The sequence below is a fragment of the Streptomyces sp. ISL-98 genome, assembly GCF_018614055.1.
Lineage (GTDB): Bacteria > Actinomycetota > Actinomycetes > Streptomycetales > Streptomycetaceae > Streptomyces > Streptomyces spiramyceticus.
This window is the reverse complement of the sequence record NZ_JAGGPB010000036.1, coordinates 1-26,753: the sequence shown is the minus strand read 5'-3', so window position 1 is coordinate 26,753 and position 26,753 is coordinate 1. Positions and strand designations below refer to the sequence as shown.

20 protein-coding genes and 1 pseudogene are annotated in these 26,753 nt (G+C 71.2%); 13 read left to right on the top strand and 8 right to left on the bottom strand.

What is annotated here, in order from left to right:
- Window positions 1-103 precede the first annotated feature (103 nt).
- Together metK and J7I98_RS24990 are read left to right on the top strand one after the other, a co-directional pair.
- Window positions 104-1,312 (top strand): methionine adenosyltransferase, encoded by a 1,209-nt coding sequence (gene metK / locus J7I98_RS24995; RefSeq protein ID WP_214925816.1) that lies wholly within the window; start codon window positions 104-106, stop codon window positions 1,310-1,312.
- 105 nt (window positions 1,313-1,417) lie between these two features.
- Window positions 1,418-3,562, top strand: coding sequence for a primosomal protein N' (locus J7I98_RS24990; RefSeq protein ID WP_214925814.1), 2,145 nt, complete (start codon window positions 1,418-1,420; stop codon window positions 3,560-3,562).
- 421 nt (window positions 3,563-3,983) lie between these two features.
- Here the strand turns inward: J7I98_RS24990 and J7I98_RS24985 are convergent, their stop codons facing one another.
- Window positions 3,984-4,532 carry a hypothetical protein gene (locus tag J7I98_RS24985; RefSeq protein ID WP_214925813.1) on the bottom strand — a complete coding sequence of 183 codons (549 nt, stop codon included), beginning with the start codon at window positions 4,530-4,532 and terminating at the stop codon, window positions 3,984-3,986.
- A 261-nt stretch (window positions 4,533-4,793) separates the two neighbouring features.
- Between J7I98_RS24985 and fmt the strand changes: the two genes are divergently transcribed.
- Both fmt and J7I98_RS24975 read left to right on the top strand, forming a co-directional pair.
- Window positions 4,794-5,738 carry a methionyl-tRNA formyltransferase gene (fmt, locus tag J7I98_RS24980; protein ID WP_214925808.1) on the top strand — a complete coding sequence of 315 codons (945 nt, stop codon included), beginning with the start codon at window positions 4,794-4,796 and terminating at the stop codon, window positions 5,736-5,738.
- A gap of 37 nt (window positions 5,739-5,775) precedes the next feature.
- Window positions 5,776-7,224, top strand: coding sequence for an RsmB/NOP family class I SAM-dependent RNA methyltransferase (locus J7I98_RS24975; protein WP_214925807.1), 1,449 nt, complete (start codon window positions 5,776-5,778; stop codon window positions 7,222-7,224).
- Between the two features lie 197 nt (window positions 7,225-7,421).
- Here J7I98_RS24975 and J7I98_RS24970 read toward each other — a convergent pair.
- Window positions 7,422-9,591, bottom strand: a pseudogene (locus J7I98_RS24970) (MMPL family transporter).
- A gap of 156 nt (window positions 9,592-9,747) precedes the next feature.
- Here J7I98_RS24970 and rpe point away from each other — a divergent pair.
- The 3 genes from rpe (at window position 9,748) to J7I98_RS24955 (ending at window position 13,177) form a co-directional block, all read left to right on the top strand.
- A complete protein-coding gene (rpe, locus tag J7I98_RS24965; protein WP_214925806.1) occupies window positions 9,748-10,434 on the top strand; it encodes a ribulose-phosphate 3-epimerase in 687 nt (228 codons plus the stop codon).
- A 79-nt stretch (window positions 10,435-10,513) separates the two neighbouring features.
- On the top strand, window positions 10,514-11,587 hold the full coding sequence (locus tag J7I98_RS24960; protein ID WP_214925805.1) for a sugar-binding transcriptional regulator: 1,074 nt from the start codon (window positions 10,514-10,516) through the stop codon (window positions 11,585-11,587).
- A 147-nt stretch (window positions 11,588-11,734) separates the two neighbouring features.
- A complete protein-coding gene (locus J7I98_RS24955) occupies window positions 11,735-13,177 on the top strand; it encodes a GuaB1 family IMP dehydrogenase-related protein (protein WP_214925803.1) in 1,443 nt (480 codons plus the stop codon).
- A 72-nt stretch (window positions 13,178-13,249) separates the two neighbouring features.
- On the opposite strand, the gene J7I98_RS24950 is transcribed toward J7I98_RS24955, so the two are convergent.
- Both J7I98_RS24950 and J7I98_RS24945 read right to left on the bottom strand, forming a co-directional pair.
- On the bottom strand, window positions 13,250-13,654 hold the full coding sequence (locus tag J7I98_RS24950) for an ATP-binding protein (protein WP_251021135.1): 405 nt from the start codon (window positions 13,652-13,654) through the stop codon (window positions 13,250-13,252).
- A gap of 57 nt (window positions 13,655-13,711) precedes the next feature.
- Window positions 13,712-14,734, bottom strand: coding sequence for a GDSL-type esterase/lipase family protein (locus tag J7I98_RS24945; RefSeq protein WP_214925798.1), 1,023 nt, complete (start codon window positions 14,732-14,734; stop codon window positions 13,712-13,714).
- A gap of 340 nt (window positions 14,735-15,074) precedes the next feature.
- Here J7I98_RS24945 and J7I98_RS24940 point away from each other — a divergent pair, with 340 nt between their 5' ends.
- Window positions 15,075-16,535, top strand: coding sequence for an amino acid permease (locus J7I98_RS24940; RefSeq protein WP_214925796.1), 1,461 nt, complete (start codon window positions 15,075-15,077; stop codon window positions 16,533-16,535).
- An 11-nt stretch (window positions 16,536-16,546) separates the two neighbouring features.
- The gene (locus J7I98_RS24935) at window positions 16,547-17,002 is read left to right on the top strand and encodes an Lrp/AsnC family transcriptional regulator (protein ID WP_214926112.1); all 456 of its coding nucleotides are present in this window, start codon (window positions 16,547-16,549) and stop codon (window positions 17,000-17,002) included.
- 56 nt (window positions 17,003-17,058) lie between these two features.
- On the opposite strand, the gene J7I98_RS24930 is transcribed toward J7I98_RS24935, so the two are convergent.
- The gene (locus tag J7I98_RS24930) at window positions 17,059-17,640 is read right to left on the bottom strand and encodes a Repetin (protein WP_214925791.1); all 582 of its coding nucleotides are present in this window, start codon (window positions 17,638-17,640) and stop codon (window positions 17,059-17,061) included.
- A gap of 289 nt (window positions 17,641-17,929) precedes the next feature.
- Between J7I98_RS24930 and J7I98_RS24925 the strand changes: the two genes are divergently transcribed.
- Both J7I98_RS24925 and J7I98_RS24920 read left to right on the top strand, forming a co-directional pair.
- Window positions 17,930-18,727 (top strand): carbon-nitrogen hydrolase family protein, encoded by a 798-nt coding sequence (locus J7I98_RS24925; RefSeq protein WP_214925789.1) that lies wholly within the window; start codon window positions 17,930-17,932, stop codon window positions 18,725-18,727.
- A gap of 51 nt (window positions 18,728-18,778) precedes the next feature.
- A complete protein-coding gene (locus J7I98_RS24920) occupies window positions 18,779-20,470 on the top strand; it encodes an NAD(P)/FAD-dependent oxidoreductase (protein ID WP_214925788.1) in 1,692 nt (563 codons plus the stop codon).
- 61 nt (window positions 20,471-20,531) lie between these two features.
- Here the strand turns inward: J7I98_RS24920 and J7I98_RS24915 are convergent, their stop codons facing one another.
- Window positions 20,532-22,064, bottom strand: coding sequence for a substrate-binding domain-containing protein (locus J7I98_RS24915; protein WP_214925787.1), 1,533 nt, complete (start codon window positions 22,062-22,064; stop codon window positions 20,532-20,534).
- 122 nt (window positions 22,065-22,186) lie between these two features.
- The gene (locus J7I98_RS24910) at window positions 22,187-22,909 is read right to left on the bottom strand and encodes a DUF5995 family protein (protein WP_214925786.1); all 723 of its coding nucleotides are present in this window, start codon (window positions 22,907-22,909) and stop codon (window positions 22,187-22,189) included.
- Between the two features lie 120 nt (window positions 22,910-23,029).
- Here J7I98_RS24910 and J7I98_RS24905 point away from each other — a divergent pair, with 120 nt between their 5' ends.
- Window positions 23,030-24,241 carry a glycoside hydrolase family 6 protein gene (locus tag J7I98_RS24905; protein WP_308377925.1) on the top strand — a complete coding sequence of 404 codons (1,212 nt, stop codon included), beginning with the start codon at window positions 23,030-23,032 and terminating at the stop codon, window positions 24,239-24,241.
- A gap of 9 nt (window positions 24,242-24,250) precedes the next feature.
- Here the strand turns inward: J7I98_RS24905 and J7I98_RS24900 are convergent, their stop codons facing one another.
- Window positions 24,251-25,642 carry a uracil-xanthine permease family protein gene (locus tag J7I98_RS24900; RefSeq protein ID WP_214925779.1) on the bottom strand — a complete coding sequence of 464 codons (1,392 nt, stop codon included), beginning with the start codon at window positions 25,640-25,642 and terminating at the stop codon, window positions 24,251-24,253.
- Window positions 25,643-25,757: 115 nt separating this feature from the next.
- Between J7I98_RS24900 and J7I98_RS24895 the strand changes: the two genes are divergently transcribed.
- Window positions 25,758-26,492: a type 1 glutamine amidotransferase gene (locus J7I98_RS24895; RefSeq protein WP_214925775.1), complete on the top strand. Its 735-nt coding sequence runs from the start codon at window positions 25,758-25,760 to the stop codon at window positions 26,490-26,492.
- Window positions 26,493-26,753 lie beyond the last annotated feature (261 nt).

Sequence of the window (26,753 nt, the reverse complement as noted above, 5' to 3'; positions counted from 1 at the left end):
ACCGGATGCGACCGATAAACTGATGCCGGAACGACGCCGGGCGCAGCTCCCGGCTCTTTCCATCAATGATCAGCCAGCAGCCGCTGCAACCCCAGGGAGCGATGTGTCCCGCCGCCTGTTCACCTCGGAGTCCGTGACCGAGGGCCACCCCGACAAGATCGCTGACCAGATCAGCGACACGATCCTCGACGCGCTCCTGCGGGAAGACCCGTCCTCCCGGGTCGCCGTGGAGACCTTGATCACCACTGGCCTCGTGCACGTGGCCGGCGAGGTGACCACCAAGGCCTACGCCGACATTCCCACGCTCGTACGCAACAAGATCCTCGACATCGGGTACGACTCCTCGAAGAAGGGCTTCGACGGCGCCTCCTGCGGCGTGTCGGTGTCCATCGGCGCGCAGTCCCCCGACATCGCTCAGGGTGTCGACACGGCGTACGAGACCCGGGTCGAGGGCGATGAGGACGAGCTCGACAAGCAGGGCGCCGGCGACCAGGGCCTGATGTTCGGCTACGCGTGCGACGAGACTCCGGAGCTCATGCCGCTCCCGATCCACCTCGCGCACCGCCTCTCCCGCCGCCTGTCCGAGGTCCGCAAGAACGGGACCATCCCCTACCTGCGTCCCGACGGCAAGACCCAGGTCACCATCGAGTACGACGGCGACAAGGCCGTCCGCCTCGACACGGTCGTCGTCTCCTCGCAGCACGCCTCGGACATCGACCTGGACTCGCTGCTCGCTCCCGACATCCGCGAGTTCGTCGTCGAGCACGTCCTCAAGGGGCTCCTCGACGACGGCATCAAGCTGGACACCGAGGGCTACCGCCTGCTGGTCAACCCGACCGGACGCTTCGAGATCGGCGGCCCGATGGGCGACGCCGGCCTCACCGGCCGCAAGATCATCATCGACACGTACGGCGGTATGGCCCGCCACGGCGGCGGCGCCTTCTCCGGCAAGGACCCGTCCAAGGTCGACCGCTCGGCGGCGTACGCGATGCGCTGGGTCGCCAAGAACGTCGTCGCCGCGGGCCTCGCCGCGCGCTGCGAGGTCCAGGTCGCGTACGCGATCGGCAAGGCGGAGCCGGTCGGTCTCTTCGTCGAGACCTTCGGCACGGCGACGGTCGGCACCGAGAAGATCGAGACGGCCATCGGCGAGGTCTTCGACCTCCGCCCGGCCGCGATCATCCGCGACCTCGACCTGCTGCGCCCGATCTACGCCCAGACAGCCGCGTACGGCCACTTCGGCCGCGAGCTCCCCGACTTCACCTGGGAGCGCACCGACCGCGTGGAGGCACTGCGCAAGGCCGCGGGGCTGTAACCCGCACTGCTCGGCAGCGACGGCCCCGGACCGGGATGGTCCGGGGCCGTCGTGCGCCCTGGCTGTGCGTTCGGGCTGTCAGTGGTGTCTGGTAGGAATTTGGTTGTGAGCAGGGAGAACGAGCGGTCCGAAGAGCCCCGGGCAGGGGTGCCGGAGCAGCTTGCGCTCATTCGGGAGACCGTGCGGCAGGCGAAGGTTCCGAAGGCCAAGCCGCGGACGTGGCGGGGGGCGCCGCTGGCGAAGGAGTTGCCCGTCGCGCGGGTCATGGTCGACAAGGGGGTGCTGCACCTCGACAAGTACTTCGACTATGCCGTGACGGAGGAGCTGGACGCCGTCGCGCAGCCCGGGGTGCGGGTGCGGGTGCGGTTCGGTGCCGGAGCGCACAACGTGCGTGAGGGGCGTCGTGAGGGCGGCGGGATGATCGACGGCTTTCTCATAGAGCGGCGGGCCGAGTCGGACTACGCCGGGCCTCTCGCGGCGCTCGCCTATGTGGTGTCACCGGAGCCGGTGCTCAGCCCGGAGCTGCTGGAGCTGTCGCGGGCGATCGCCGACCGTTACGCGGGGAGCCTCGCCGACGTACTGCAGCTGGCGATCCCGCCGAGGAACGGGCCCGCTGAGGCGAAGCCGTCGCCGGAGCCGTTGCCGCCGCCCGGTGTGCCGGAGGCGGGGACGTGGGAGCGGTATGCCCAAGGGCCCGCCTTTTTGCGGGAGTTGGCGGGCGGCGGGGCGCCGCGGGCCGTGTGGACCGCTTTGCCGGGGCCGCACTGGCCGGACGAGCTGGCCCGTGCGGTGGTGGCGACACTCGCTTCGGGGCGGGGTGCGCTGGTCGTCCTGCCGGACGGGCGCAGTGCGGCGCGGGTGGATGCTGCGCTCACCGCGCTGGTGGGGAAGGGGCAGCATGTTCTGCTGACCGCCGATGCCGGGCCGCAGAAGAGATACCGGCAGTGGCTGGCCGTCCGGCGCGGGTCGGTGCGGGCGGTTGTCGGGACGCGGGCCGCGATGTTCGCTCCCGTGGCGGACCTGGGGCTCGTCGTGGTGTGGGACGACGGGGATTCGAGCCACAGCGACGACAACGCGCCGTTTCCGCATGTGCGGGAGGTGCTGGAGCTGCGGGCGCAGCACAGTAAGTGCGCGTTTCTGCTGGGGGCCGTCAGTTGCACGGTGGAGGCGGCTCAGCTCGTCGAGGGGACGTGGGCGGCGCCGCTGCGCGCCGGGCGCGAGCAGGTGCGGGCCGCGGCCCCGCTGATACGTACCGTCGGCGACGCGGAGCTGGCGCGGGACGGTGCGGCGCGGGCTGCGCGGCTGCCCAGCCTGGCCTGGCAGACCGTGCGGGACGGGCTCAAGACCGGTCCGGTGCTCGTGCAGGTGCCGCGGCGTGGGTACGTACCGAGCCTCGCCTGCGAGCGGTGTCGTACGCCCGCCAGGTGCCGGCACTGCGCCGGGCCGCTCGAAGCGGCCGACCAGCAGGAACTCCACTGCGGTTGGTGCGGCCGGGACGCGGCCGGGTGGCGCTGCGGCGAGTGCGGGAGCGTGCGGCTGCGGGCCCAGGTGGTCGGTGCGAAGCGCACGGCGGAGGAGCTGGGGCGGGCGTTTCCGGCGGTGCCGGTGCGTACGTCGGGGCGTGATCATGTGCTGGATTCGGTGCCGGGTGCGCCCTCGCTCGTCGTGAGTACGCCGGGGGCGGAGCCGGTGGCCGAGGGCGGATACGCCGCTGCGCTGCTGCTGGACGGCTGGGCGATGCTCGGGCGGCCGGATCTGCGGGCCGGGGAGGAGGCACTGCGGCGCTGGATCAGCGCTGCGGCGCTGGTCAGGGCGCAGGGCGAGGGCGGCACGGTGGTCGTGGTGGCCGAGCCGACGCTGCGGCCGGTGCAGGCGCTGGTGCGGTGGGACCCGGTGGGGCATGCGCAGCGCGAGCTCGCGGAGCGTGCGGAGCTGGGCTTTCCGCCGGTGTCCCGGATGGCCGCGGTGAGTGGGCACCCCGAGGCGGTCGCCGCGTTTCTGGCTGCTGCCGAGCTGCCGGGGGACGCCGAGGTGCTGGGGCCGGTGCCGCTGCCCGTGGCGGAACCGGGCAGACCGCGCAGGCCCGGGGATCCTCCGGTGGGCGAGGTGTGGGAGCGCGCACTGCTCAGGGTGCCGCCGGGCAGCGGTGCGGCGCTGGCTGCGGCGCTGAAGTCTGCGCAGGTGGCGCGGTTGGTTCGCGGGGGCGGGGATCCTGTTCGGATCAGGATCGATCCGCTCGACATTGGGTGAGTGGGCGGCCTCGCCCGCGTGAGTGTGGCCCCGCCGTACGGGCGCCTGGGTAGGGGCGGCCCGGCTGGTGCGGAGGGGAGCGTCAATCTGGGTTGCCTGCGGCGCGGCGCTGTCCCCCTGCCCGCCCCTTCTTGGCTGTGACATGTGCGGCTCCGCCGCGGGGGGCAAGTTCCCAGCCCCCATGGCGCCGCTCGCGGCTGAGGTGGGGTGACGGGAAGGTGGCCCCACGGGCTGCGGCCCAAGGCCTGCGGCCAGTGGCCCACCGGCGTATCGCCTACGGGGCCACGGCCTCCAGGGGCACGGTCGGCACGGTCGTCGACAGCGGTTGGTCGCGCCCCCGGCGCACGCCGCACACTTCGGCCGCCCCGGCGTACGCGCCGTGTCGGCGTACTCGCGGGGCGGCCGACGGGGGTAGGGAACGTCAGCCGTTGCGGGGGCCCGGGAAGGCGTTGGGACGGGCCTCCTCGCGCAGGGCGTGGCCGGCCGGTGTCGGCTGCGGTGGCATCGAGCGGGCTGCGGGCACCGCGGGCAGGACCGGCGGGGCCGGCAGTGTGCGCGTCGTGGTCGCGGCCGGCGTTTCGACGGCGAGCTCGCCCTCGGTGGAGGCACCGGTCTGCGCCGCCGCCCGCCGGGCGCCGTAACGCCGGTGCACCGCCTGCTTCGTGACCCCGAGGGCCGAGCCCACCGCGTCCCAGGAGAAACCGAGCGAACGGTCGAAGTCCACGGCGGCCGTCACCAGCGTCTCGACGCTGTCCCGCAGTTCCTGCGCGAGGCGGACGGTCGGGGCGGGCGCCCTGCCGTAGACGACGAAGCCCGTGGACGGGCCGGAACGACGCGGGCGGTAGACGTTGCCGAGCTGGGCGGTGAGGGTGCGCAGTGCGTCCACCTGCCGCCGGACCCGCTCGATGTCCCGTACCAACAGATGCAGGCTGGCCCGTGCTTGGGCGTCGTGGGTGGCGTGGTCGGCCATGAACAAGCCTCTCGAACCGGCGTAGAAGAAGGGAGGGAGGGAAGGAAGGTCGGGGCCGCTGTCGGGCCGTTCGGTCAATCTCTCTTGACAACGCGCCACCGGGCGCCGGGGTCACGCTGATGGGGCGTACCCGTCTGTGCGCGGGGCGCACGGATGCGCGTACGCCCCCTGTCGGCCCGGCCCATAGACTGGTGCGCCTGCCGATTCCGCCATCGTCCGTACGCTGCCGATACCTTCCCGCCCGAGAGGCCCGCGCCACCGATGAAGCTTGTCTTCGCAGGCACCCCCGAGGTCGCCGTACCCGCCCTGGACGCCCTGATCGCCTCCGACCGGCACGAAGTTGCCGCCGTCGTCACCCGGCCCGACGCCCCCGCGGGACGCGGCCGAAGGCTGGTCGCCAGCCCCGTCGCCGAGCGGGCGGCGGAGGCCGGCATCGAGGTGCTCAAGCCGTTCAGCCCGCGTGACGCGGACTTCCTCGCGCGGCTGCGCGAGATCGCGCCCGACTGCTGCCCCGTCGTCGCGTACGGCGCGCTGCTGCCCAAGGTCGCCCTCGACATCCCGCCCAGGGGCTGGGTCAATCTCCACTTCTCCCTGCTGCCCGCATGGCGCGGCGCGGCCCCCGTCCAGCACGCGATCCTCGCGGGCGACGAGGTCACGGGCGCTTCGACGTTCCTGATCGAGGAGGGGCTGGACTCCGGGCCCGTGTTCGGCGTACTCACCGAGCAGGTACGGCCCACCGACACCAGCGGCGACCTGCTCACCCGGCTCGCCTTCGCCGGTTCCGGGCTGCTCGCCGCCACCATGGACGGTATCGAGGACGGCGCTCTGCACGCCGTGCCGCAGCCCGCGGAAGGCATCTCGCTCGCGCCCAAGCTCACCGTCGAGGACGCCCAGGTGGACTGGACGGCGCCCGCGCTGCGCGTCGACCGGGTGGTGCGCGGCTGCACGCCCGCGCCGGGGGCGTGGACGCTGTTCCGCGGCGAGCGGCTCAAGCTGGTCGCCGTGAAGCCGTTGCCCGACCGCGCGGACCTGGGCCCCGGCGAGCTGTCCGCTGCCAAGAAGAATGTGTATGCCGGAACCGGATCGCACGCCGTCGAGCTGCTCTGGGTCCAGCCGCAGGGCAAGAAGCCGATGCTCGCCGCCGACTGGGCGCGCGGTGTGCGGATCGCCCCGGGAGAACACCTCGGCGTGGCGGACGTACGCTGAGAGGGTTCGTCCCCCTCTCAAGCGGAGCACCTTTTACGTGAACGACCAGCCTCGTAGCCGACCCGCCAAGCGCCCCGCGAAGCCGCACCGGCGTCCCCAGAAGGACCCGGTCCGCTTCCTCGCCTTCGAGGCGCTGCGCGCCGTCGACGAGCGCGACGCGTACGCGAACCTCGTCCTGCCGCCGCTGCTCAAGAAGGCCCGCGCCAAGGGCGACTTCGACGCGCGCGACGCGGCGCTCGCCACCGAGCTGGTGTACGGGACGCTGCGCCGCCAGGGCACGTACGACGCGGTCATCGCGGCGTGCATCGACCGGCCGCTGCGCGAGGTGGACCCGCCGGTCCTCGACGTACTGGCGCTCGGCGCGCACCAGTTGCTCGGCACCCGCATCCCCACGCACGCCGCCGTCTCGTCGAGCGTGGAGCTGGCGCGTGTGGTGCTCGGCGAAGGGCGGGCCAAGTTCGTCAACGCCGTGCTGCGCAAGATCGCCGCGCAGGATCTCGACGCCTGGGTGAAGCAGGTCGCGCCGCCGTACGACGACGACGCCGAGGCCCACCTCTCCGTCGTCCACTCCCACCCGCGCTGGATCGTCACCGCCCTGTGGGACGCGCTGGGCGGCGGGCGGGCCGGCATCGAGGACCTCCTCGAAGCCGACAACGAGCGGCCCGAGGTGACACTTGTCGCCCGCCCCGGCCGCTCCACGCCCGACGAACTGCTGGACGTACTGGGCGAGGACTCCGGGCTGCCCGGCCGCTGGTCGCCGTACGCCGTGCGGCTGGCCGAGGGCGGCGAGCCCGGAGCCATCGAGGCCGTGCAGGACGGCCGGGCCGGCGTCCAGGACGAGGGCAGCCAGCTCGTCGCCGTCGCCCTCGCCAACGCGCCGCTCGAAGGCCCGGACGAGCGCTGGCTGGACGGCTGCGCGGGTCCCGGCGGCAAGGCGGCCATGCTCGGCGCACTGGCCGCCCGGCGCGGCGCCGCGCTGCTGGCCTCTGAGAAGCAGCCGCACCGCGCCCGCCTCGTCGAGCGCGCACTCGCGGGCAACCCCGGCCCGTACCAGGTCATCGCCGCCGACGGCCTGAACCCGCCGTGGCGCCCCGGCACCTTCGACCGCGTCCTGATGGACGTCCCGTGCTCGGGGCTCGGCGCGCTGCGCCGCCGTCCCGAGGCGCGCTGGCGTCGCCGCCCGGAGGACCTGGAGAGCTTCGCCCCGCTCCAGCGCGGGCTGCTGCGCGAGGCGCTGAACGCGGTGCGCGTGGGCGGTGTGGTGGGGTACGCGACGTGCTCACCGCACCTCGCCGAGACGCGAATTGTCGTGGATGACGTGCTGAAGGGCCGCGGCGGGCACCGGCCGGTCGAGGTGGAGTGGATCGACGCGAGGCCGCTGATGCCGGGCGTTCCGGCGCTGGGCGACGGACCCGACGTACAGCTGTGGCCGCACATGCACGGTACGGACGCGATGTACCTCGCGCTGCTGCGCCGTACGGCCTAGGGGGTGTCCGGTCGATCTCCGTGGCGTCGCGGGGCTTGGCACGCACATTTGCGGCGTTGTCGTCGGTCGGCGACTCCCCCAAGTTCTCGACTGCGCTCGAACAGGGGGGACCCCCATCGCGTCGCCTCCCTTCTCCGCCTTGCAGCTGCACGCACCAAGCCCCGCTCCTTCACCCACGGAGATCGACCGGACACCCCCTAGGGGGCACCGCCCCGCACCCGTTCCGGTGAGGGCGGCCCGCCCGTGTCCGGCGGGGCGTCCTCGCGGGCGAGCCGGCTCGGCCACCACACCTTCGGTCCGACGTCCAGGAACAGGGCCGTGACCAGCACGGACCGTACGACGAAGGTGTCCAGCAGCACGCCCAGCGCGACCGCGAAGCCGATCTCCGCGAAGGCGACGATCGGCAGTGTGCCCAGTGCCGCGAACGTGCCCGCGAGGACCAGGCCGGCCGAGGTGATGACCGCGCCTGTCGCCGCCAGGCCGGTCACCACGCCCGCCCTGGTGCCCTGGGAGCGGGCCTCCTCGCGGATCCGGGTGGACAGGAAGATGTTGTAGTCGATGCCCAGCGCCACGAGGAACACGAAGACGAAGAGCGGGAAGTCCGTCGACTCGCCTGCGTAGTCGAAGACGTACCGGAACGCGAGGGCGCTCACGCCCAGGGCGGCGGCGAACGAGAGCACGACGGTCCCGATCAGCAGCAGTGGGGCGATGACCGCCCGCAGCAGCACCATCAGCACCAGCATCACCACGGCCAGCACCAGCGGAATGATCAGGATGTTGTCGTGGGTGGTGGCCTCCTCCGCGTCGAGCAGGGCGGCCGTACCGCCGCCCACCTGGGCGTCGGCGTCCGGGACGGCGTGCACGGCGTCCCGTGTCCGCTCCACCGTGTCCTTGGCCGCCGCACTGTCGGCGGGATCCGTCATCGTCGCTTCGATCAGCACACGGCCCTCGTGCACGGGCTTCGTACCCGGCGGTTCGGCACTGCGGCAGCACGCCACGGGTCTGCGCGACCGTCTCGCCGACCTGCCGGGCCTGCGCCGCATTGGTGATGATCACCAGCGGATCGCCGCTGCCCGCCGGGAAGTATCTGGCCTGAACCTCCTGACCGGTGATCGAATCGGGTGTGCCGGTGAACGCGTCGGCGTTGCTGACGCCCGCGGCGCGCAGCTGCGTCAGCCCCAGGGCGAAAACGGCGAGCACGAGGGTGGTGGCGGCCCAGATCATGCGCGGGCGGCGGGCGATGCGCCGGCCGGAGCGCGCCCAGATGCCGCGCTCGGTGGGCTCGGGCGAGCCGAGGTGCGGGATCACCGGCCAGAAGACCCAGCGGCCGAAGATCACCAGCAGGGCGGGGAAGAGCGTCAGCATGGCCAGCAGGGCGACCGCCACGCCGATCGCGGCGACGGGTCCGAGCCCGCTGGTGGAGTTCATCTCCGCGAAGATCAGCATCAGCATGCCGAGCACCACGGTCGCACCACTGGCCAGCACCGCAGGGCCCGCGCGGTGCAGCGCCAGGGCCATCGCCTCGTGCCGGTCCTCGTGGCGGCGCAGCTCCTCGCGGTAGCGGGCGACCAGCAGCAGGGCGTAGTCCGTACCGGCGCCGAAGACGAGGACCGTGAGGATGCCCGCGCTCTGCCCGTTGACCGTCAGATCGGCATGCTCCGCCAGCAGGTAGATCAGCGCCTGCGCGGCGGACAGCGCGCCGATGACCGAGATCACCGGGACGATCAGCAGCGACGGACTGCGGTAGGTGATCAGCAGCATCACGATCACCACACCGAGCGCCGAGAGCAGAAGCGTCGAGTCGATGCCCTCGAAGGCCTCGGAGAAGTCGGCCGCGGTGCCGCCGGGCCCGGTGATGTGCACAGCCAGCCCGGAGTCACCCGTGCCGGTTTCGGCGCGGATGGAGTCGACGGCGGGCGCGATCCGGTCCCAGCCCTTCTCGTCCATCGTGATCGGTACGAAGACCTGGGCGGCCCGCGGGTCGTCGGGCCGGTCGAAGACAGGGCCGCGGGTCTCGTCGCCGCGCAGCCCGTGGTCCCGCAGCTCCTTGATGGCTGCCACGTCCTCCGCGATGCGCGCGCGGTCGGCCGCCGTGAGGCCGCTCTCCCGTGCGTACACGACGATCGCGGTGATGACCTCGGGCCTGAACTCCTCGGATTCCTCGAGGACTTGGGTGGACTCGGCCTTGCCGGGCAGCCACGACGCGGCGTCGTTGTCCTGGGCGTCGGTGAGCTTCGCTGCCAGCGGGAAGGCCAGCATCATCACCAACAGCCACAGAGCCACCACGACCCACTTGCTGCGGCGTCCGCAGACCAGGTGGGCCACGCCTTTTCGCGACGGCGGTCGAAGCTCCTGTGCGTCCGGCATGACGCCCCCAACAGGCCCTCATAGCCCCTCGCGGTGGGCCGAATCGCCGGGATTCACACCGACTGTACTGATCCCGGGAGCCTCTGGTCCGTACCGAAGACCTACTGGGGACGTACCGGGGAGGGGAAGTGCCCCGGAACGTGGCAGGCTTGGCCCATGGCCGTTCAGATCAATCCCAGTATCCTCTCCGCCGACTTCTCCCGCCTGGCGGAGGAGGCGAAGGCAGTCGAAGGCGCCGACTGGCTGCATGTCGACGTGATGGACAACCACTTCGTGCCCAACCTCACACTGGGTGTGCCGATCGTGGAATCTCTCAGCCGGGCGACGGACATCCCGCTGGACTGTCACCTGATGATCGAGGACGCCGACCGCTGGGCCCCCCAGTACGTCGAGGCGGGCGCGGGATCGGTCACCTTCCACGCCGAGGCCGCCGCCGCGCCCGTACGCACGGCGCGCGAGATCCGCGCCAAGGGCGCCCGCGCCTCCATGGCCCTCAAGCCCGCCACACCGATCGAGCCGTACGAGGACCTGCTCCCCGAGCTCGACATGCTGCTGATCATGACCGTCGAGCCCGGCTTCGGCGGCCAGGCGTTCCTCGACATCATGCTGCCGAAGATCCGCCGCACCCGGGAGCTGATCTCCAAGCACGGCCTGGAGATGTGGCTCCAGGTCGACGGCGGCGTATCGGCCTCGACCATCGAGCGCTGCGCCGAGGCGGGCGCGGATGTCTTCGTCGCCGGTTCCGCCGTGTACGGGGCCCAGGACCCGGCCGCAGCGGTGCGCATGCTGCGCAACCAGGCGACCGAGGCGACGGCCTCCGCCGCCTGGGCATGCAACCACTGAGCCACGGCTCGGTGAACGCCTGCCCTTCGGGGCTGATCAACAACTCGCGGTCTGACAGGATGAACTGCGAGTCCAGAGTGTGAACAGCAGTGAGGAGAACGCGGTGTCTGCTATGTCGGCGGGTCGGTCAGCCCTGCGGATGGGACCCGCTGAGCTGGTGCAGGCGGCGGCCATGGCCCGCCGCTTCTACCTGGAGGGCAAGTCCAAGATCCAGATCGCCGAGGAGTTCGGCGTCAGCCGCTTCAAGGTGGCCCGGGTCCTGGAGACGGCGCTCGAACGTGATCTCGTACGCATCGAAATCCGCGTACCCGCCGAGCTGGACGCCGAGCGCTCCGACGCGCTCCGGGCCCGCTACGGCCTGCGGCACGCGGTCGTCGTCGAGTCCCCGGCGGACGCCGTCGACGAGACGACCACCGGCAGCGCCCCCACCGACCCGGAGAACCTGGGCGAGGTCGCGGCCGACCTGCTCGGCGAGCTGGTGACGGAAGGCGATGTGCTGGGCCTGGCCTGGGGCCGGTCCACCATCCACATGGCGGCCGCCCTGCACCAGCTGCCGCCGTGCACGGTCGTCCAGCTGACGGGTGTGTACGACGCCGGGACGGCGGAGCGCGGCTCGGTCGAGGCCGTACGGCGTGCCGCCCAGGTGTCGGGCGGCGAGGCGCACCCGATCTACGCGCCGATGCTGCTCCCCGACCCGGCCACCGCGGCGGCGCTGCGCAACCAGACCGGCATCGCGCGCGCCTTCGAGTACTTCGACAAGGTGACCGTCGCGGCCGTCTCCATCGGCTCCTGGGAGCCGGGAATCTCCACGGTCCACGACATGCTCAGCGACGAGGAGCGGGCCCACTACGCCTCGCTGGGCGTCGCGGCCGAGATGTCCGCGCACCTCTTCGACGCGCAGGGCCGCCGGGTCGGGCGCGACCTGGGCGAGCGGTGCATCACCGTCGAGGCCGACCGGCTGCGGCGTATCCCCGAGGTGGTGGCGATCGCGGGCGGACTGCGCAAGGCGTCCGCCATCGACGCCGTACTGCGCTCCGGTCTGGTCACCAGCCTGGTCACGGACACCGCGGCGGCGGACTACCTGCTGGGAGAGACGGGAACGGCGCCTCGGCCCGCGCTGGACCGGGCAGACCCCGACGACGCGGCGCGGTGATTGGAGGATCCGACCAGGGCACCCCCTGTGACCTGGAGGATTGACCCGGAGGGTGTAACCGTGCGGTCGTGGGACACTGAAGTACGTGCGTTTTTCCCCGGCTGAAATGCCCGGGGGCCAACTCCGAACGACTGGGATGTTCAGCACGTGCGTTTCCTCAACGATCTGAAGCCGCCGTACGACCTGACGTACGACGACGTATTCATGGTGCCGAGCCGCTCGGCCGTCGGTTCCCGCCAGGGCGTGGACCTCGCAGCGCCTGACGGAACCGGCACCACCATCCCGCTGGTCGTCGCGAACATGACCGCGATCGCCGGCCGCCGGATGGCCGAGACCATGGCCCGTCGCGGCGGGCTCGTCGTCATTCCGCAGGACATCCCGATCGACGTCGTCACCGAGGTCGTCTCCTGGGTCAAGTCCCGCCACCTGGTGCTCGACACCCCGATCGTCCTGGCCCCCACGCAGACCGTCGCCGACGCGCTGTCGCTGCTCCCCAAGCGGGCGCACGGCGCGGGCGTCGTCGTGGACGCGGACCGCCGTCCGATCGGTGTCGTCACCGACCACGACCTGACCGGCGTCGACCGCTTCACGCAGCTGTCCGAGGTCATGACCAGGGACCTGGTTCTCCTGGACGCCGACATCGACCCGCGCGAGGCCTTCAACCGGCTCGACGCCGCCAACCACAAGTACGCGCCCGCCGTCGACAAGGACGGCCGCCTCGCCGGTGTCCTGACCCGCAAGGGCGCCCTGCGCGCGACCCTCTACACGCCCGCCACCGACGCGGACGGCAAGCTGCGCATCGCGGCCGCCGTCGGCATCAACGGCGACGTCGCGGGCAAGGCCAAGCAGCTGCTGGACGCCGGTGTGGACGTGCTCGTCGTGGACACCGCGCACGGTCACCAGGAGTCGATGATCGCCGCGGTCAAGGCCGTGCGCTCGCTCGACCCGCAGGTCCCGATCGTCGCGGGCAACATCGTCGCCGCCGAGGGTGTGCGCGACCTCATCGAGGCCGGCGCGGACATCATCAAGGTCGGTGTGGGCCCCGGAGCCATGTGCACCACCCGCATGATGACCGGCGTGGGCCGCCCGCAGTTCTCCGCCGTGATGGAGTGCGCCGCCGAGGCGAAGAAGTTCGGCAAGCACGTCTGGGCCGACGGCGGCGTCCGTCACCCGCGCGACGTCGCCATGGCGCTCGCCGCCGGTGCGTCCAATGTGATGGTCGGCTCCTGGTTCGCCGGTACGTACGAGTCGCCCGGCGACCTTCAGCACTCCGCCGACGGCCGCGCCTACAAGGAGTCCTTCGGCATGGCGTCCGCACGCGCCGTCCGTAACCGTACGAGCGAGGAGTCGGCGTACGACCGGGCCCGCAAGGGGCTGTTCGAGGAGGGCATCTCCACCTCGCGCATGTTCCTCGACCCGGTGCGTCCGGGTGTCGAGGACCTGATCGACTCGATCATCGCGGGCGTCCGTTCCTCGTGCACGTACGCCGGTGCGAGCTCGCTGGAGGAGTTCGCCGAGAAGGCGATCGTCGGTGTGCAGAGCGCCGCCGGTTACGCCGAGGGCAAGCCGCTGCACGCCAGCTGGAGCTGACGCTCCGCTGTCTGTCCACTCCCGGCCGGTTCCCGCTTCCGCGGGGACCGGCCGCGGTGTTGTGTACGTGTTCTAGTACGCATGGACCGGGCGCGGCCAGGTCGCCCGTACCCGCTTGCCCTGCGGCAGCGGTCGGATCTCGACCCGGCCCGCCAGCCTGAGCACCATGGGCCAGCCGAATCCGCCGCCGCCGGAGAAGTCCGGCTCGCGGGGCACGGGCGGCTGTGCGCTGGAGTCGTCCATCTCGACCACCAGCTCCTCCAGGCCCGCCAGCAGCCTGAGCCGCCACCAGCCCGGGGTGTGCCTGACGGCGTTGGTCACCAGCTCGCTGACGACGAGCAGCACGGCGTCGAGGTCGGCCCAGGGGCAGTGCTGTGCCAGGTAATGGGCAGCGGTTTCCCGGGCCTTCGCGCTGTCTCCCTGCGGTGAATCCTGGACAGGCGAATCCAGGACCACCATGGGCGGTTCCTCAGTCATCACGTGCTCGCATACCCGGCCATCGCGAACCCATGGCCCCTCACGACCCGTCAGCGGTCACGCCGTGGGCGAACACGCGTCCCGGCCGGAGCGGGCGACGAAGCCCGCCTCCCGCAGAGCGGCCGCGACGGCATCCGCCATGACCGCGTGGCCCGCGTCGTTCGGGTGCAGGCCGTCGGCCAGGTGTTCCGGGGCCAGGAGGTCGCGGCCCGGGAGCAGAGCAAGCAGGGTGTCACCCTCGGCGATACGGGCCCTGGCGGCCTCCTCCAGGGCCGTACGGAGGTCTCCGAGGGTGGCACCCAGGGCGTTCGCCGTCCGCTCCGCGTCCGGGCGCAGGACGGGCGAGAGGACGAGCAGCGGTGTATCGGGATGGCCGCGGCGTACGAGGCCGATGAAGGCCCGCACCGTCTCGTACAGCAGGGGCGCGGAGAACGGGGCGCCGGACCAGCAGTTGGTACCGAAGGCGAGCGTCAGGAGGTCCGCGGGGAGGGCCGCGAGCTGCTCGGCGGTGGCGAGCTCGCCCCTGGCGGCGCCCGCGTAGCCGAGGTTGACGGCGTCCAGACCGAGCGCGCGGCCGGCCCGTGCGGGCCAGGCGTGGGCGGGGCGGGTGGACCACCAGCCTTCCGTGATCGAGTCGCCGTGGACCAGCCAGCGGGGCCGGCGGGCGGCGGGGGCGATGGTGCCGTCGGCCGGGCGCAGGCCGAGGATCTCGGGGGACACGCTCTCGGGCGGATGGACGGTGAAACTGCCCTGGAGGGCGGGGAGTTGGATCCGTACGACGGCCTCCTCCGCCGGGTCCGGGGTGAATTCCTGGACGAGAGCGTCGTCGTGCCACAGGGCGAAGGTGTGGGCGAGGCCGTACAACGCGTCGGTGGGGCCGGGCAGGGCGGCGCGGTAGCGGATGTCGACGGCGGTGGCGCCCCGGGCGGTGAACTCCAGGCGTACGCCGACGGGGACGCGGGAGCGTTCCCGGATGTCCCACGGCAGCCGGTCGAGGTCGGCGGGATCCGCGCGGACCGCCCGTCCGCCGTCGAACCAGGCGACGCCGCGCAGGTAGGGCTTCGGGTCGAGCCACGTCATCGGTTGCCTCCGCATCGATTGCCTCCGCATCTTGGCCGACGTACGGGCGCCGCAGGATGCGCCAGGGCTGACGGCACGTCAACCGGACAAAAGGGAAATCGAAAGGTGAGGCGCAACAAAGAGTCACCCGTCGCGCTTGTGCGCAATGATCGTTCGCCGATGCGCAAGGTTGCTGCATTACGGATCTGAACGCACAGCTCGTAGGGTTCAACGCTGTACGTGGAGTGGCGGGGACCGCCTGCTCGGCGGTTCCCGAGCTCCGGGGTGTTTCAAGTCACCCCCGGAGCGGATCCGCCGCGGTCGCCGCCTTCCCGATCGGCAGCGATAAGGAGCCACCCCAGTGTTGGACGCAGCGCCACCCGTCACCCCCCAACCGGAATCCGAGCGTCCGCATCTCGGCAACCGGCTGATGCGGCGCAAGCCCGTCGAGCAGCTTGTCGCGGAAGGCGGCCAGGGCGAGGGCGGCGCGCTCAAGCGCTCGCTCACCATGTGGCAGCTGACCATGATCAGCATCGGTGCGACGCTCGGCACCGGCATATTCGTCGTCCTCGGCGAGGGCACCGCGATGGCCGGTCCGGCCATCTGGATCGCCTTCATCCTGGCGGGTCTGACCGCGCTGTTCTCGGCGCTGTCCTACGCCGAGCTCGCGGGCTCCATCCCGGTCTCGGGCTCCTCGTACTCGTACACCTACGCCACCATGGGTGAGCTCGTCGCCTGGATCTGCGGCTGGTGCCTGGTCCTGGAGTACGGCGTCTCAGTCGCGGCTGTCGCCGTCGGCTGGGGCCAGTACCTCAACGAGCTGCTCGACGGCACCATCGGCATCACCATCCCCGAGGGCTTCTCCGCACCGCTGGGGGAGGGTGGCTACATCAACATGCCCGCCCTCGTCGTGGTGCTGCTCTGCATGGTGTTCCTGCTCCGCGGGGCCAAGGAGAGCGCCCGGATCAACACGATCATGGTCGTCATCAAGATCGCCACGCTGGTGCTCTTCTGCGTCATCGGCTTCATGGGCATCAAGGCGGGCAACTACACCCCGCTCGCCCCGCTCGGCGTAACCGCTGTCACCTCCGCCGCCTCGCTGGTGTTCTTCTCGTTCATCGGCTTCGACGCGGCTTCCACGGCCGGCGAGGAAGCGAAGAACCCGACGAGGGACCTGCCCCGCGCGATCATGCTCTCGCTGCTGATCGTCACGGCGCTGTACTGCCTCGTCGCGCTGGTCGCCGTCGGCGCCATGCCGTGGCAGGACTTCGAGGGTAGCGAGGCTGCACTGGCGCAGATCATGGAGAACGTCACCGGGCACGCCTTGTGGAGCGTCGTCCTCGCCGCCGGCGCGGTCGTCGCCATCGCCAGCGTCGTGTTCGCCGTCCTCTACGGCCAGACTCGCGTCCTCTTCGCGATGTCCCGCGACGGCCTGATGCCCAAGGTCTTCGCCAAGGTCGATCCGAAGACCGGCACGCCGCGAATCAACACGATCATCGTGTGCCTGTTCTGCGGAACGTTGGCCGCCACCATCCCCCTGGGCGAGCTGGCCAACGCCACCAGCATCGGCACGCTCTTCGCCTTCGGGCTGGTCAACGTGGCCGTCGTCATCCTGCGCTACACGCGTCCCGGTATGAACCGCACCTTCAAGGTCGCGCTCTTCCCGGTCACCCCGATCGTGGGCTTCCTCCTGTGCGCCTACCTGATGCTGGAGCTGCCGGGAGTCACCTGGGCGGTCTTCGGTGTCTGGATGGTGGTCGGGCTCGTGATCTACTTCTTCTACGGCTTGCGCCGCTCCAGTCTGGCCACCGCAGAGAAGTGATCCACACCGTAGTGCGACTGAACGATCTCGACGAACGCATCGTCCACGCCCTCGCTGAGGATGCCCGCCGCTCGTACGCGGACATCGGCTCCGAGGTCGGCTTGTCCGCGCCCGCTGTGAAGCGGCGCGTGGACAGGCTGCGGGCGGAAGGCGCCATCACCGGGTTCACCGTACGGGTGGACCCGGCGGCGCTCGGCTGGGAGACCGAGGGCTTCATCGAGATGTACTGCCGTCACAACACGTCCCCCGAGGACATCCGTCGTGGCCTGTCGCGCTACCCGGAGGTGGTGTCCGCGTCGACCGTCACCGGCGACGCGGACGCCGTCGTCCAGATCTTCGCCTCCGACATGCGGCACTTCGAGCGGGTGCTGGAGCGGATCGCGGGGGAGCCGTTCGTCGAGCGGACGAAGTCGGTGCTGGTGCTTTCGCCGCTGTTGCGGCGGTTCTCTTCGGGGGCGCCGGCGTAGGTGCGGGTGCGGGTGCCTGCGGCGCTTTCCCGTCCCCGCCCCTTCCCCGGACGGAGCTAATTCGCCGGGCGGTCGAACTTCCACGGCAGGACCTTCAGGTCACCCGTGCCCGCCTTCGTCTTCTCGAACGGCGCCGAGCTCACGCACTTCGGGAAGTCGTCCGGCGACTCCTGCGGCAGGCCGAGTGCGGCCCAGCTGTAGCCCAGCCCGTCCACCTTGCCCGTGTCGTGGACCGTGATGCCGACCCGCTTGCCCACCGCGTCCTTCAGGTCCCGGTCGGCCTTGGTGACGACGCCCGACACCACGGCCACCTTGCCGCCGGTTATCAGGCAGTCGACCTTCGCCTCGGCCGCGCCGCCCCAGTCGCCCATGTAGTGGCTGAATCGGAAGGTGCCGTGCGCGGCCAGTGGGTTCTGCCTGTCCTTCGCGTCCAGGTGGGCGTCGAAGGACATCGTCACGTCGTCGCCCGCAGGCCGCTGCAGCTTGGCCGTGCCGGTCAGGGCGGCCGCCTCACGTTCCTTCCCCGGGCCGCCCTTTCCGTCGGCCACCGCGGAACCTGCCGCCGTGGCGGTGGTGATCAGGAGTACGGCGGCGATCGCGGCGATCTTGGTACGGCGGTGCGTGAGACGACGGTTCATGACAGCCCCTCTGTAGGTGTTCCGATGCGGGTGTTCCGACGCCCGCTACTGTTCCGCCCGCACCCCTTCCGCCACATCGCGCGAGAGTCGGGTACGGCTCTCCGCCGCACGGCGGGGCGGGCTCGTTCCCCAGCAGGAGAGCCCGCGCAATGAATCACCGCCGCTCCGCCGAACTGCGCAACAGATCGACGGTCGGTCCGCAACGGTCGCGCCTTGTCCGGGCACGAGCGCGGAACGTACCGTCTTAAACGTCTCCCTCACACCCCGCCCCACCTGCCCGAGGACTGCCATGCCGCCGCTGCGCACCGCCCTGCTCCAGAGCTCCGGCCGTCCTGGCTCCGTCGACGACAACCTCAGGGCTCTCGACGCCGCCGCCGGCCGTGCGGCGGCCGCAGGTGCCGGGCTGCTGGTCTGCCCCGAGATGTTCCTGACCGGCTACGCCATCGACGCGGACGTGCACCGGCTGGCCGAGCCCGCAGACGGGGAGGCGGCCGACACCGTCGCAGACATCGCCGTACGCCACGGACTCGCCGTCCTCTACGGCTACCCGGAGCGCGACGGCGAGGTCGTCTACAACTCCGCCCAGCTGATCGGCCCCGATGGCGTACGCCTCGCCAACTACCGCAAGACCCACCTCTTCGGCTGCTTCGAGGAGAAGTGGTTCACGCCCGGCGACGACACCGTCGTCCAGGCCGAGCTCGGCGGGCTCCGCGTCGGCATCATGATCTGTTACGACGTGGAGTTCCCGGAGAACGTCCGCGCCCACGCGCTCGCGGGCACCGACCTCCTCCTCGTGCCGACCGCCCTGATGCACCCGGCCGAGTTCGTCGCCGAATCGGTCGTCCCCGTCCGGGCCTTCGAGAACCAGATGTACATCGCGTACGTCAACAGGACCGGCCCCGAGGGCGAGTTCGAGTTCGTCGGCCTGAGCTGCCTCGCCGGACCCGACGGCGTTGCCCGCGCCCGCGCCAGCCGTGACCCCGAGCTGGTCCTCGGCGACGTCGACCCCGAGCTCCTGCGGGCCTCGCGCGAGAACAACCCGTATCTGCAGGGCCGCCGCCCCGCCCTGTACACGTCCCTGGTCTGAGCCCTCCCCGCCTCACACCTTTCTGCCGCTTTGCAAGGAGTCCGTACCCTCATGACGTCAACGGTGCCCACCGCTGTCCAGCACACCGACGCGCAGCCGCCGATCACCATGTTCGGTCCGGACTTCCCGTACGCGTACGACGACTTCCTCGCGAACCCGGCAGGGCTCGGCCAGATACCCGCGACCGAGCACGGCACCGAGGTAGCGGTCATCGGCGGTGGACTCTCCGGCATCATCGCCGCGTACGAGCTGATGAAGATGGGCCTCAAGCCCGTCGTCTACGAGGCCGACCAGATCGGCGGCCGGCTGCGTACCGTCGGCTTCGAGGGCTGCGACGAGTCCCTGACCGCCGAGATGGGCGCGATGCGTTTCCCGCCGTCCTCCACGGCGCTCCAGCACTACATCGACCTGGTGGGCCTGGAGACGAAGGCGTTCCCCAACCCGCTGGCCCCCGAGACCCCCTCGACGATCGTCGACCTCAAGGGCGAGTCCCACTACGCCGTGACCGTCGACGACCTCCCGCAGGTCTACCGCGACGTCATGAACGCGTGGAACGCCTGCCTGGAGGAGGGCGCCGACTTCTCCGACATGAACCAGGCCATGCGCGAGCGCGACGTTCCGCGCATCCGCGAGATCTGGGCGACGCTCGTCGAGAAGCTCGACAACCAGACCTTCTACGGCTTCCTGTGCGAGTCGGAGGCCTTCAAGTCCTTCCGCCACCGTGAGATCTTCGGCCAGGTCGGCTTCGGCACCGGGGGCTGGGACACCGACTTCCCGAACTCCATCCTGGAGATCCTGCGTGTCGTCTACACCGAGGCGGACGACCACCACCGCGGCATCGTCGGCGGCAGCCAGCAGCTTCCGGTCAGGCTCTGGGAGCGCGAGCCGCAGAAGATCGTGCACTGGCCGCTCGGTACGTCGCTGAAGTCCCTCCACGACGGGCAGCCGAAGCCCGCCGTGACGCGGCTGCACCGCACCGCGGGCAACCGGATCACGGTCACCGACGCCTCGGGCGACATCCGGACGTACCCGGCGGCGGTCTTCACCGCCCAGTCCTGGATGCTGCTCTCCAAGATCGCGTGCGACGACTCGCTGTTCCCCATCGACCACTGGACGGCGATGGAGCGCACCCACTACATGGAGTCGTCCAAGCTGTTCGTGCCCGTCGACCGGCCGTTCTGGCTGGACAAGGACGAGGAGACCGGGCGGGACGTCATGTCGATGACGCTGACCGACCGGATGACCCGCGGGACGTACCTGCTGGACGACGGTCCGGACAAGCCGGCCACCATCTGCCTCTCGTACACCTGGTGCGACGACAGCCTCAAGTGGCTGCCGCTGTCCGCCAACGAGCGGATGGAGGTCATGCTGAAGTCCCTCGGCGAGATCTACCCGAAGGTCGACATCCGGAAGCACATCATCGGCAACCCGGTCACGGTGTCGTGGGAGAACGAGCCGTACTTCATGGGCGCCTTCAAGGCGAACCTGCCCGGCCACTACCGCTACCAGCGCCGCCTGTTCACCCACTTCATGCAGGACAGCCTCCCCGAGGACAAGCGCGGAATCTTCCTCGCGGGCGACGACATCTCCTGGACGGCCGGGTGGGCCGAAGGCGCCGTGCAGACCGCCCTCAACGCGGTGTGGGGCGTGATGCACCACTTCGGCGGTACGACCGACCCGACGAACCCGGGTCCCGGCGACCTCTACGACGAGATCGCCCCGGTCGAGCTGCCGGAGGACTGAAACGTGCTGTCCGGGGTCGGCCGCGATCCGGCCGGCCCCGGACAGCCTTCAACCGCCTCGTTCACTCTCCCGCGCAGGGCTCCGCGGCCTCCGGGGTCGCGCAGGGCAGATGTCCGTGGGTGCGCATGACGTCCTGGCCGCTGCCGCGCGTCATGTATGCGAGGAAGCTGGAGACCAGGGAGTCGGCGGGCGGGCTGCCGTACGTGTAGGCGTACTCGATCTCGTGGTACGGGTAGCCGTCGGCGCCGATGTGCTCGATGCTCGGCTTCCGGCCGTCCAGGCGCAGGCGGTGCAGGCCTTGGGGGCCTGTGCCGGAGCGGAGTTCGCTGTAGCCGATGGCGCCGGGGAGGGCGGCCACTCTGGCCAGGACCTGTTCGGTGGAGTCCAGTTCGCAGCGGATGACCGTGCTGGTGGAGTCGTCCGGGCCGACGCAGTCCTGGGAGGAGTTGGCGGGCTCGCCCCGCCCGAGGATGCGGCGCTGGAAGACTTGGCGGGTCCCGGAGTTGGCGTCCCGGCTGACCAGGCGGACGGGCAGGTCGGGGCCGCCGAGCTGTTTCCAGTTGCGGATGTCGCCCGCGTACAGCTTCCGTACCTGCGTGGTGGTCAGACCCTTCAGCGGCACCCGGTCATTGAGCACCAGGGCGAAGGCGGAAACGGCCACCCGGCTCTCGCGCAACGCGGGGTATCCGTTCGGCTTGGGGCCGTCGGAGAGGGCGATCAGCGGCGGCGATCCGCCCTCGGCGGCCCGGCCCTCCTCGTCCAGGCCGCGGATCCCGGCCGTGCTGCCGTGCGTGTCCACGGTGACCTCCGAACCGGGGCACTGCTGCTGGTACTTCTCGGCCAGTTCCTCGGCGACCGGGGTGAACGCTGTGGAGCCGGTGACGGTCAGCTTCCCCGTGGCGCAGCCCATGGGCGGCGGTGCCGCGTCGTCGCGCAGGACGGTGAGGGTGGCCAGGGCGACGACGCAGACGGCGAGCGCCACGGTGATCATGCGGGCCGGTCTGCTGAAGAGGGGCGGTTTGTCGTCCGGGGTGGTGCTTTCGTTGGGCATCACGTCGCCGTCCTGGAGGCCGCCGGTCACCCGGACCGGACTGCCCACGCCGCCCTCACCGAGCAGGACCAGGAGTTTGTAGTGCTGGCCCCGGTTGAGGGGCACCTTCGGGAGATGGATCCGGTTCAGGTCGTGCCGCATCCCGGCGGCAGGGGTGAAGTGCGCCATCAGATGGGCGTGTTCGGGATTGGTCTGGGTGACTGCCAGGCCGCGGACCGTACGATCGGTGAAGTGGACCGTGAGGCCGTGGGTGTCGGGCCCGGTGTAGTCGGCGGCCGAAATGCCCTGTGCGCCGTCGTTCTCGATACGGATCAGGACGAGCGTGGCGTCGGACATGTCCGGGGAGTCGTCGAACAGGCCGAGCCGCACGGTGCCGTGACCGTTGCGCGCGTCGCCGCCTATCGGTGTGTCCATCTGTACGCGGTAGCCGATCCGCTTGCGGCGGGGCACCCTCCGCTCGTACCAGAACGGGCCGACAGCGGCCGCCACACCTACCACCGCGGTGAGCAGCGCCACCACGTTCTCGGGGTTCAACCACTTCACGTGTGTCCTCGCCCAGCGGCCGGTGCACTCCTTGATCGTGCACTTGTGCGGGTCAGGGTAGGGCGGGGTGTGGGGCGGAAGAGAGGCCTCCGGCGGTCCGACGGACGCTGTTCACCGGGGATTCATCGGTCGTGCCGCCCGCCGGGCAGCGGAGTCAGCAGCATCCGCCCGACGAGCCCGACCCCCGCGTCCATGCGCTCCCTGAACTCCTCGGCATATTCCGGCAGTTGACGCAGCCCCCAGAGGAGCCTGGCAGCAGACCAGGCGGTGTCGCGGGCCCGTTCCAGGCTCCACGAGCCCAGCAGATGGGTCAGCGGATCGGCGATCTCCAGCAGATCGGGCCCCGGCATCAGCTCCTCGCGGATGCGCTCCTCCAGCGCCACGAGCGTGTCGCCCACTCGGTCGAAGTCCCCCTCCAGGTCGGCAGGCAGGCAGCCGAGCGCGTGACAGGTGTCGACCACCGCCAGCGCCAGATCGTGCCCGATGTGCGCGTTGATCCCGGCCAGTGCGAACTGCAGCGGCCGTACGCCCGGATGGCGCCTGTACTGGAACAGCGGCCGCCAGCAGTCCGGCGGCCGCCGCCCCGCCGACGTGGCGTCGACCGCGGCCAGATAGCGCTCCGCGAAGAGCACGTCGAGGGTGGCTGCGGTGCGGGCGTCGGGGAAGAGGCCGCAGTCGATGCGCAGGCCGATCTCCTCCGTGACCGCCAGATAGACCCGGTTGAAGACCGCGAGGCCGTCGGACGCAGGCCAGTCGGAGCGGAAGGCGCGCATCCGCGCCACTACGGTGTCGACCGAGGTCCGGGAGTGGTCGGCCTGAGCTGGGAAGTGCTCGATCTGCGCCATATGGGCAGCGTCCCAGCCTTAGGCTTCCGGACGGGTGCCGTCGGCCGGGGCTTCCCCAGAACGGGGGAACGAACGGCCCCGGCGGCACCGGGGGACCGGTTGCCTGGGGGGGAGTTCACGGTGTCAGGCTTTCGTGCGCAGCGCCGTATCGCACGCATCGAGCGCAGGCGCGCCAAGCGCCGGGCCGTCATGGTCGTCGCGGCTTCGGCCGTCGTCGCCGTCGGTACGGTCACGGGCATGATGTCCGCGGTCGAGGGCGGCGGGGACAGGACGACCGCCGAGCCGCGGCTGACGAGAACGCCCACGCTGCAACCGCCGTTGCCGGCGCGGCCGAGCCCCACGACGCCTGCGGCTCCGTCGTCCTCACCCGCACCTTCATCGAGCGCCTCGCCGTCGACGTCGCAGCCGCCGGAGCCGTCGGCGAAGCCCACGAAGAAGGCCGCGCCGCAGCCGCCGACCACTCCCGTGAACGGCACGCTCTACCGGCACTCCGAGTCCCAGGTGCTGGACTGGGTACGGGCGAACCGCGGCGACCCGAGGCAGGCGCTCATCGCGTCGCGGATCGCCGACCGGCCCGCCGCCGTCTGGTTCGCGGCGTACAACCCTGGAGCCGTCACCGCGCAGGTCGGCTCGGTGACTTCGGCCGCGGCGTCGGCGGGGCGGGTGCCGGTCCTGGTGCCGTACGCGATACCCGACCGGGACTGCGGAGGGGCGTCGCAGGGCGGTGCGCCGGACCTGGACGCGTACGACGAATGGATCGGGGAGTTCGCCGCGGGGCTCGGCAGTGGCCAGGTGATCGTCATTCTGGAGCCCGATTCGATCGCGCTCGCCGACTGCCTCTCCGCAGGCGAAAGGGCCGCGCGCTTCGCGTCGTTGGCCCGCGCGGGCCGTACGCTGCACGCCGCGAACCCCAAGGCCAGGGTCTACTTCGACGCGGGCCATTCCGGCTGGCACTCTGCCCGGAAGCAGGCCGCGGCGCTGCGGGAGGCGGGCGCCGCGACGAGCGGCGACGGCATCTTCACCAACGTCTCGAACTTCCACCGCACCGCCGACGAGACGGCCTACGCCCGGAGCGTACTCGCGGCCCTGGGCGGCCCGTCGCGGCTCGGCGCGGTCATCGACACCAGCAGGAACGGCAACGGGCCGCCGGCCGCAGGGCAGTGGTGCGACCCGGCGGGCCGCGCACTCGGCCGAACGCCGACGACCCGTACCGGCGTGGCGCGGGTGGACGCCTACTTGTGGATCAAGCTGCCGGGGGAGTCGGACGGCTGCAAGGGGGCGGCGGGGACCTTTACGCCGGACTACGCGTATCAGCTGGCGCGGGGCGATTAGGCTCGGCGCTCAGCGCCCGGCGGGCGTCTCCTCCGTGTCGTACGTCGACGTCCCCGCGTCCAGCAGCGGCTCCTGGTCCTTGAGGTGGGCAGGAGCCAGGGCGCGGAGCACGTGGTAGCCGGTGATGACCACGATCGTGCCGAGTGCGATACCGCTGAGCTCGAAGGTGTCGGTGATCTTCAGGCTGACGCCGCCGACACCGATGATGATGCCTGCCGCGGCGGGCACCAGGTTCAGCGGATTCCGAAGATCCACCCGGGCGTTGGTCCAGATCTGGGCGCCGAGCAGCCCGATCATGCCGTACAGGATGACGGTGATTCCGCCGAGTACGCCGCCGGGGATGGCCGCCACGACCGCGCCGAACTTGGGGCAGAGGCCGAAGAGCAGCGCGAAGCCGGCGGCGGCCCAGTAGGCGGCGGTCGAGTAGACGCGGGTGGCCGCCATGACGCCGATGTTCTCGGAGTACGTCGTGTTCGGCGGCCCACCGACCGCCGTGGACAGCATGGACGCGGCGCCGTCGGCCGCGATCGCGGTGCCCAGCTTGTCGTCGAGCGAGTCGCCGGTCATCTCGCCGACGGCCTTGACGTGCCCGGCGTTCTCGGCGATCAGCGCGATGACGACCGGCAGCGCGACGAGGATCGCCGACCACTCGAAGCTCGGCGCATGGAAGGAGGGGAGCCCGATCCAGTCCGCCCGGCCGACGGCGGAGAGGTCCAGCCGCCAGTGATCGACGGCCTCGGCGCCGCCGACAGGGGAGTAGATCTTGCCGAAGACCCGGTCGAAGACCCAGGAGATGCCGTACCCGAAGAGCAGGCCGAGGAAGATCGCGACGCGCGAGAAGAATCCGCGCAGGCAGACCACGGCCAGGCCGGTGAAGAGCATCACCAGCAACGCGGTCCACTGGTCCTGCGGCCAGTACGTCGATGCTGTGACAGGCGCCAGGTTGAAGCCGATCAGCATGACGACGGCGCCGGTGACGACGGGCGGCATCGCCGTGTGGATGATCCGGGCACCGAACTTCTGCACCGCGAGGCCCGCGAGGAAAAGCACGACGCCGACGACGAGAACCGCGCCGGTGACGGTCGCGCTGTCGCCGCCCGATGCGCGGATCGTCGCGGCCACGCCGACGAAGGACAGCGAACAGCCCAGGTAGCTCGGCACCCTGCCGCGGGTGGCCAGCAGGAAGATGACCGTTGCGACACCGGACATCATGATGGCCAGATTGGGATCCAGGCCCATGAGCACCGGCGCGACGAACGACGCACCGAACATTGCCACCACGTGCTGGGCGCCGAGCCCGGCCGTACGCGGCCAGGACAGCCGCTCGTCGGGGCGTACCACGGCTCCGGGGGCGGGGGTCCGCCCGTCGCCGTGCAGGGTCCAGCGCACCCCGAGATTCATGGTGACTCCCGTACAGATTCGGTCAGAAATGATCGGAGCAATGCTAAGGGCGAATAGAGTCGCTCCCTCGCCGTGATGAGCGGCCGCCGAATGGTCTGCGCCGGGAGGTGCCGGGGTGTCGAGTGTGCCGGGCAAAGTGATCCTCGTCGTCGAGCACGAGGACGGGACCGGGCCCGCCAGGATGGCGGAGTGGATCGAGGAGCGGGGGCCGGCGCTGGAGCTGTGCCGACCCTGGCGGGGCGAGGACCTGCCCGTTTCTCTCGACGCGTACGACGGGCTGCTGGTCCTCGGTGGCTCCATGGGTCCGTACGAGGACGAGCGGGCGCCGTGGCTGGAGGGCGTGCGGGGATTGCTGCGGCAGGCCGTGGCACGTGATCTGCCGACCTTCGCCATCTGCCTGGGCGCGGAGCTGCTCACCGTCGCCTGTGGCGGCAAGGCGGGGCGGGCCGCGCGTCCGGAGGTCGGGCTCTGCGAACTGACGCCGCTTCAGGAGTGTGCGGAGGACGCACTGTTCGGCCCTCCGGCGGCCTCCGGAGCGGCGCTGCGTGCGGTGCAGTGGCACTGGGAGGAGAGCGCGGTCCTGCCGGACGGCGCGGTACCGCTCCTCACGAGCGAGCGCTGCGCGCATCAGGCGTACCGGATGGGCCGCCGGGTGTGGGCGGTGCAGTTCCATCCGGAGGTGCTGGCCGGGGACATCGCGCACTGGGGCCGCGAGGACGCGGGCCCGCTGCGCGAACTGGGCCTGGACGCGGGCGAGATCATGCGCGAGGTGGAGGGGGAGGAGGGGGCGTTGCGGTCGGTGTGGGGCGGTGTGGCGCGGCGCTGGGCGGACGTGGTGACCGGCGGTTAGGGACCCGGGACGGGTCTTTGCCCCCACCCGCCCCCTTCCCGGCTGTGACATTTGCGGCTGCCGCCGCGTGGGGGGGCAAGCCCCCGGACCCCCGGACGGGCTGGTCTTTTCAGCCCGTGGGGGTCCCCCCTGGACGCAGTCCTTGGGGGAGTTTGAGGACCGGGGTCTGGGGCGGAGCCCCAGTTTCGGGAAGGGGCGGGGAGGGGAAAGCGCCGCAGGCAACCCGCACCGCACCGTGGCAGCACAGCACAGCACAGCACA

What these genes read in the sequence shown, in the direction of transcription:
- J7I98_RS24985 (WP_214925813.1), bottom strand. Translation starts at nt 4,532, where the DNA reads ATGGCCGACCACGCCACCCACGACGCCCAAGCACGGGCCAGCCTGCAT.
- fmt (WP_214925808.1), top strand. Translation starts at nt 4,794, where the DNA reads ATGAAGCTTGTCTTCGCAGGCACCCCCGAGGTCGCCGTACCCGCCCTG.
- rpe (WP_214925806.1), top strand. Translation starts at nt 9,748, where the DNA reads ATGGCCGTTCAGATCAATCCCAGTATCCTCTCCGCCGACTTCTCCCGC.
- J7I98_RS24950 (WP_251021135.1), bottom strand. Translation starts at nt 13,654, where the DNA reads ATGACTGAGGAACCGCCCATGGTGGTCCTGGATTCGCCTGTCCAGGAT.
- J7I98_RS24945 (WP_214925798.1), bottom strand. Translation starts at nt 14,734, where the DNA reads ATGACGTGGCTCGACCCGAAGCCCTACCTGCGCGGCGTCGCCTGGTTC.
- J7I98_RS24930 (WP_214925791.1), bottom strand. Translation starts at nt 17,640, where the DNA reads ATGAACCGTCGTCTCACGCACCGCCGTACCAAGATCGCCGCGATCGCC.
- J7I98_RS24925 (WP_214925789.1), top strand. Translation starts at nt 17,930, where the DNA reads ATGCCGCCGCTGCGCACCGCCCTGCTCCAGAGCTCCGGCCGTCCTGGC.
- J7I98_RS24920 (WP_214925788.1), top strand. Translation starts at nt 18,779, where the DNA reads ATGACGTCAACGGTGCCCACCGCTGTCCAGCACACCGACGCGCAGCCG.
- J7I98_RS24910 (WP_214925786.1), bottom strand. Translation starts at nt 22,909, where the DNA reads ATGGCGCAGATCGAGCACTTCCCAGCTCAGGCCGACCACTCCCGGACC.
- J7I98_RS24900 (WP_214925779.1), bottom strand. Translation starts at nt 25,642, where the DNA reads ATGAATCTCGGGGTGCGCTGGACCCTGCACGGCGACGGGCGGACCCCC.